This is a genomic window from Microvirga tunisiensis (genome assembly GCF_009296175.1).
Classification (GTDB): Bacteria; Pseudomonadota; Alphaproteobacteria; order Rhizobiales; family Beijerinckiaceae; genus Microvirga; species Microvirga tunisiensis.
In genome coordinates this window covers 1-5,533 of record NZ_VOSK01000366.1, presented here as the reverse complement: position 1 = coordinate 5,533, position 5,533 = coordinate 1, and the positions used below count along the sequence as shown (strand labels likewise).

The 5,533-nt window shown below is 60.8% G+C and carries 4 protein-coding genes and 2 pseudogenes; 1 reads left to right on the top strand and 5 read right to left on the bottom strand.

What is annotated here, in order from left to right:
* Positions 1 to 159: 159 nt before the first annotated feature.
* From FS320_RS36760 to FS320_RS36745, 3 genes and pseudogenes are all read right to left on the bottom strand, one after another.
* Positions 160 to 909: pseudogene (locus FS320_RS36760) on the bottom strand (IS5 family transposase).
* Positions 910 to 1,650: 741 nt separating this feature from the next.
* Positions 1,651 to 2,058, bottom strand: coding sequence for a hypothetical protein (locus FS320_RS36750; protein WP_152717264.1), 408 nt, complete (start codon positions 2,056 to 2,058; stop codon positions 1,651 to 1,653).
* An 855-nt stretch (positions 2,059 to 2,913) separates the two neighbouring features.
* Positions 2,914 to 3,255, bottom strand: coding sequence for a cupin domain-containing protein (locus FS320_RS36745; protein ID WP_162003540.1), 342 nt, complete (start codon positions 3,253 to 3,255; stop codon positions 2,914 to 2,916).
* 250 nt (positions 3,256 to 3,505) lie between these two features.
* Between FS320_RS36745 and FS320_RS36740 the strand changes: the two genes are divergently transcribed.
* On the top strand, positions 3,506 to 4,105 hold the full coding sequence (locus tag FS320_RS36740) for a PRC-barrel domain-containing protein (RefSeq protein ID WP_152717263.1): 600 nt from the start codon (positions 3,506 to 3,508) through the stop codon (positions 4,103 to 4,105).
* A gap of 103 nt (positions 4,106 to 4,208) precedes the next feature.
* Here the strand turns inward: FS320_RS36740 and FS320_RS36735 are convergent, their stop codons facing one another.
* Together FS320_RS36735 and FS320_RS49980 are read right to left on the bottom strand one after the other, a co-directional pair.
* A complete protein-coding gene (locus FS320_RS36735) occupies positions 4,209 to 4,628 on the bottom strand; it encodes a DUF1236 domain-containing protein (protein ID WP_152717262.1) in 420 nt (139 codons plus the stop codon).
* A gap of 367 nt (positions 4,629 to 4,995) precedes the next feature.
* Positions 4,996 to 5,259: pseudogene (locus FS320_RS49980) on the bottom strand (transposase); the annotation flags it as partial.
* Positions 5,260 to 5,533 lie beyond the last annotated feature (274 nt).

The following is a 5,533-nucleotide window of genomic DNA, read 5'->3' as shown; positions in this document are numbered from 1 at the left end:
TTTGCTCAACCGTCGTCTTGACGGCTCTGCCGCCAGCCCTGCGCAATCGCTCCATCCTGCCACACCCGGCTCCCGCCCTGGGATCGCACTCCCACGTCCAAGCTCATTGACAACGAACATCAGAGTTCTCACGGCGGTCGCCCTAAGGCCTGTGGATATTCATTTGAGGGCCATGAAGCTGGCAGCGAGATAGATCATGGCCTCAAAGCTCTGATCGGTCTTGTCGTAGCGCGTGGCAATGCGGCGGAACTGCTTCAAGGCGCAGAAGAAGTTCTCGACGAGATGCCGCCAGCGATACATCGCAAAGTCACACGCAATCTGGCGCGCACGATTGGATTTGGGCGGGATGACAGCGGTCGCACCACGGGCATCCAGTTCCTGGCGTAGCGCATCAGTGTCGAAACCTTTGTCGGCGATCAGAGCGCCAATCTCGATCCCCTCGAGCAGGGGCTCGGCTCCGACACTGTCATGGCGCTGCCCCGGCAGAAGCAGAAAGTGCGCCAGGTTGCCGAGCGCATCCACCAGGGCCACGATTTTGGTGGTCAGGCCGCCGCGGGAGCGCCCGATCGCCTGACGACAAGTCCCCCTTTAGCGCCCGTCCCGTGCTGATGGACGCGGATGATGGTGCCGTCGATGAGCGCGTACTCAAAATCAGGCTCCTGAGAGCGCGAGGAAGACGTGCTCGAGTACGTTGGTCTGCGCCCACCGGCGAAAGCGCCGGAACACGCTGTTCCAGTTCCCGAACATCTCGGGCAGGTCCCGCCAGGGCGCCCCGGTGCGCACCATCCACAGCACCGCCTCCAGGAACAGCCGGTTATCTGCTCCCGAGCGACCGGGATCACCGGCCTTGCCGGGCAGCAACGGCGCGACGCGGGCCCACTGCTCATCCTTCAGCACCAAACGATTCAAGACTGACCTCCAGTTTGCAGTCTTGAATCAAATTTCGACCGCGGCGGGAATCCCTGAGGTCGTCTGAATGTCCACAGGCCTTAGTTGGCTTGGGGTCCATGATAGCTACTACGGATGCGGAAGCGCGCTCGCGCCGCAACACCAGCGCCGTGGTTGCGGCAGGCGTCGCGGGTCTTGCCGTCGGCGGCCTGATCGGGGCGACCACCTCCAACGCCTATGCGGCTCCCGCCTATGGCTACAGCTATCCGGCTTATGCTTACCCGAGCTCCGGCTACGCGCCCGTGACCACGCCCGCGTGGTGCGGACCTATGACGACTATGATTACGTACCGGCCCCAGTCTATCGGACGTGGCGAGTGGTCCGGTACTCTGCCCCGATCACGTACGACTACGGCTATGCGCCGGTGCGGTACGGCTATTCCTGGGGCGGCCCGGCCTACGGCTATTACGGCTGGTAGGAAGGCCACAATGCGAGGTGAATAGCCGCAAAAAGTGTCGAGCCAAGGGTGCCATCCATTGCTTATGAGGCAGCAGGTCTCTTGCGACCCACGATTTGGACGTTATGTCGGTTTGAACACGCGGTGCTCATTGCGCCAGTTACGCCCAAGAGCGCCTCCACCCGGATCATGCCGCTTCCCTAATGCAGTGCCGTAAGTTACCTCCCTTTGCTTGAATGGAGGAGTGCGCCTCGCTGTCTGCTCGCGGCCTTCTCTCCTGATCGCGAAGTGTGATCCTCCCTCCTTTAGTGGTGATTGGCATCTGAGGGTTGATCAGCCAGCCTCTTGATCTCGAACACCACAGCCGTGACAAACGCAGAGACGACGAGGAAGGTCACAACGGTGGTGAAGGTCCCTTCCTGGACTCCGGGGTTCATCCCGATCAGCGGGATCAGCAGCAAAGCCGGAATGCCAAGAGTGATGGCAGCAAGGATGTAGATGGGGTTTGCTGAAGCCTGAGCCTCGTGGCTCTCATGAGCCCTGCGCGCTGCCCTCTCGTGCCTCCAGACCTTCACACGTCCCGAGGCACTCCTCACAATCCGATGCAGTCTGAAGGCGGGGACTCCACACCCGTATCGCTCGTTGAACTGTACTTTCCGGAGCAATGCGGGATGAGCTTTTACCATCCTCACGGCTCTCCGATTGGAGGTCATGGGCGATGGGGTGGTGCTGTGTTGATCCTGGCCTCTGGTTGGCTCGCAACGCTGCCTCTTCGCTGGGCCGGGGGAGATCGCTAGCAACATCCTGCTTGGGCTCTGTTGGAGCAAGATCATCCGCCAATGCGACCATCTGCACTGGTTGCTCGACCTCGTCCCTGATCCTGCTGTGGGGGCTTAGCCGATCCGGCCCGTTCTGATGGCCTTCAGCGACCAAGCTGCCGTCTCTGGCGAGCGTGTCGCCTTGTGCGGGCGGAAGGCTGGAAACGGGGGTACCTTCTGGACCTTCCATTATCCCGTTGGGAATCTCAGCGGCCAGGGAGTCCAGAACTGTGTCTGCCTTGCGTTTCGAAGCGGCGCGCGGCTTACGGGCGGAGGATTTTGGCTGTTGCGCACCAGCCTCGTCATCCTGCCGTCTGAGGTCATCACGTTGGCTCGGGCGCTTTGGGGCTTTGCTCATGGTGAGAGCAAGAGCAGATACCTTGGCTTTTTGATGACAGAGATGCTGAGGCTTCATGCACAAAGAGCGTCTGGAGTGATGCTTAGTGATGCTTGGTGCCTCATACGCAAGATTCCACCGACAATGCGTCCGCTGACAGCGATCCTTGCTATCGAACTGTGAAGTCACACATGGGAACTCTGATCCCGCACCGCTGTTGGCCTGACACGCCCCGTCACCAGAGAGGTCGGTCCGATGATCTGTCCATTCTGCAAGCAAGAGGTCGATGAACCCTGCCACAATACCGTTGAGATGCAACGGCGGGCTCGCGATCACATTGAGCGGTGCAATAAGGCACTCAAAAGCGTGAAAGGAGTCAAGTACAGCTAACCGTGGCGGTTGGCGCAGTGACGCTAAGACTGCTCGCGGCCATGTACCTGAGCAGGAGGAGCGGTCGCTTCGACTGCGGTGAACGTCTCCAGAATACGATAGGTATGCTCAGACCCGGCGGGCACCACCCAGGAGTCTCCCGGCTCCAGCCGTACGGTCTGCCCCGCGATCTCCAGTTCAGCCCGTCCGGAGATGACGTAGCCAACCACCTCGTACTCGTGCTTATGCGAGGGCTTGTCCTGGGTCGGTTCCTCATCCCGCCACAGCCGCATGGAGACCCGTTTGCCTGATGCGAGGCAGACCTCGCCTTGGTCGCCAGTCGGCGAGTATGCACTGCTCACCTTTACCACGGTCGTGTCGGTCACATCACCCTCCTAACTCAGCCTTGCGAAGGATTATGGCAGTGAGCAACGTCGAGGCAGACGGATTGCAACTCTAACCCCGTCTGCGGACGGGGTTAGAGTTGCAGGAGAAATCATGCTGTACAGGGCAATGTCGCCCCACCTGTGCCAGTTCCTCGCTCGGAAGAAAGAGAGTTGAGCCGAACGAAGGGGCTTGGCCTCCCGTTGTTATGGTATGCGCCGCGTGGCGCAAGAACGACCGATGGAGGAACACATGTTTGCGAAGCACCTTGCGTTAGCTCTTCTTGGTACAATTCTGATTGCCGCTCCGGCTCTGGCTCAAACCAGCCCGCCCGCAGGCTCGGCCACGGCTCCTCCTGCCGGTTCAACGGCAGCCCCCGCGCAGATGAACGCGGGCAACTGGATGACCCAGGAGCAGCCAGGGCAATGGCGGGCCTCCAAGCTGGAAGGGCTGGATATCTATAACCAGAACAACGAGAAGATCGGCGACATCAGCGAACTGCTCGTGGACAGCAGCGGCAAAATCCAAGCCGTGGTCGTGGGCGTCGGCGGCTTCCTGGGCATCGGCGAGCGCGATGTGGCCATTCCCTTTGACCAGATCAAACTCGTGAACGAGCCGCGTGTTGTGGCAACCACAGCCACCACGACCGATCCGAATGCCCCGGCCACTCCAAGAGCTACCGCAACGGCTCCGGGGGCGGCCAGCCCGGCTGCACCGACCGCCACCGGCACGGTGGCGACCGACCGGAGCGCTGACAATGCGGCCCGTTCGGCTCCCGATCATGCGATGCTGACAACGAACATGACCAAGGATCAGCTAAAGGCGGCTCCCGAGTTCAAATACGCTCGGTAGGAGCATTGCTCGTGACGAAGGGGCTGTTACGGCCCCTTCGGCTTTTTCTGCTGCCTCTGAGGCCCAGAGAGCCGTGCCCTCCAATATCGATCTGACGAGACGCTCAGTTGATGATCTCGATGATCTTACGGGTGCGCGGATCGACCAACACGGTCCGGTCATTCACAACCGTGTAGCGATAGGGATTTCGAAGGCCGACGCTGGCCGGGAGCGGCGCAAGCCGTGCGCCCTGTGGCGCAGGTTGCCCCACTGTCACCGGTTCAGCAACCCGGATCGAGGGGCTGCGTTGCGCGGCCACATAGGTGCGGACCCGCCTTGTCTCGTCAGCGGTTAGGATTCCCCCTACCGCTGCACCCGCTACACCGCCGACAGCCGCGCCGACCGGACCGCCTACGATTGCGCCTATGACAGCACCGCCCGCGACCCCGGAGGCAACCCCTGTTCCGGTATCGGTCTGGCAAGCTCCCAAGAGCAGGGCTAGAAGGGGAAGAGCCAAGGCGCTCTTCAGAGGATGATCGCGCATAAGGAGTGCCCTTGACCAGTATAAAGGCAATGCTTCGAAGCTTGACCTGTTCCTCGCCGTTCAAGTCGGACGAACGCCGCACTCTGTTGCCTGCGCCTCCAAAGAACCTAGAGGTGGGCCTCCTACTGCATCGACTAAGGTCCGGCTCATTCAAACTGCGCCTTTTACCCTGAACTTTTGCTTCATCTCTGACGTAACCGCCCGCGCCTGACTGAGTGACCTTCGCGATCTCGCTTGACACCTACGTGGGGCGGGAAGTGCATTCACCAAGTGCAGCAATCCTGACCAGTTCTGTCTCCCTGGAGGAGGCAGTCATGGAAGCTCCCGCAGCAACAAGGGCGAAGGTCATCGGTCCATACGATGGAGTGGCTGGGTTCTTGGGGAGCTCCTCACAGTGCCGTCGCTCAGAGCGGATGCCGAGGCAGTAGCCGATCAGCAGCATGCGGATCATCAGCTCGGGATCAACAGAGGGCCGGCCGGTGGCACTGTAGTAGCCGGCCAGACGCTGGCGCAGCCCGGAGCAGTCGACAAAGCGGTCGATACGCCGCAGCAGGTGATTGCAGGGACCATGGTCCTCAAGCCGGAACTCGTAGAACAGGCTCTCCTGCATCACGAGACGCTCGCCCATCATGGCCCGATCCTCCGGCTGAGAACGCCTCATCAGGGAATCACGATCCGTCGCCAATCACGAGAACTTTTTCAACGCAATCTGCCAGAAGCGGACATTCATGAGCCGGTCGTAAGCGGACCTTCGTGCCGGCCGCATAGTCATCATGCGTCTAGATCCTTAGCACAGTGATTTTGACGGTTTGACACCGCCAAGCTCGTGCTGCGGACTTCGCATCTGGTACCGAGGCCCCGTCCAATGGGGATCAATCCACTTGCAGATCCCGCACCGCTTCGAA

Excerpts from the sequence above, each read along its gene's own strand:
- FS320_RS36740 (WP_152717263.1), top strand. The coding sequence starts at position 3,506 with ATGTTTGCGAAGCACCTTGCGTTAGCTCTTCTTGGTACAATTCTGATT.
- FS320_RS36735 (WP_152717262.1), bottom strand. The coding sequence starts at position 4,628 with ATGCGCGATCATCCTCTGAAGAGCGCCTTGGCTCTTCCCCTTCTAGCC.
- FS320_RS36750 (WP_152717264.1), bottom strand. The coding sequence starts at position 2,058 with ATGACCTCCAATCGGAGAGCCGTGAGGATGGTAAAAGCTCATCCCGCA.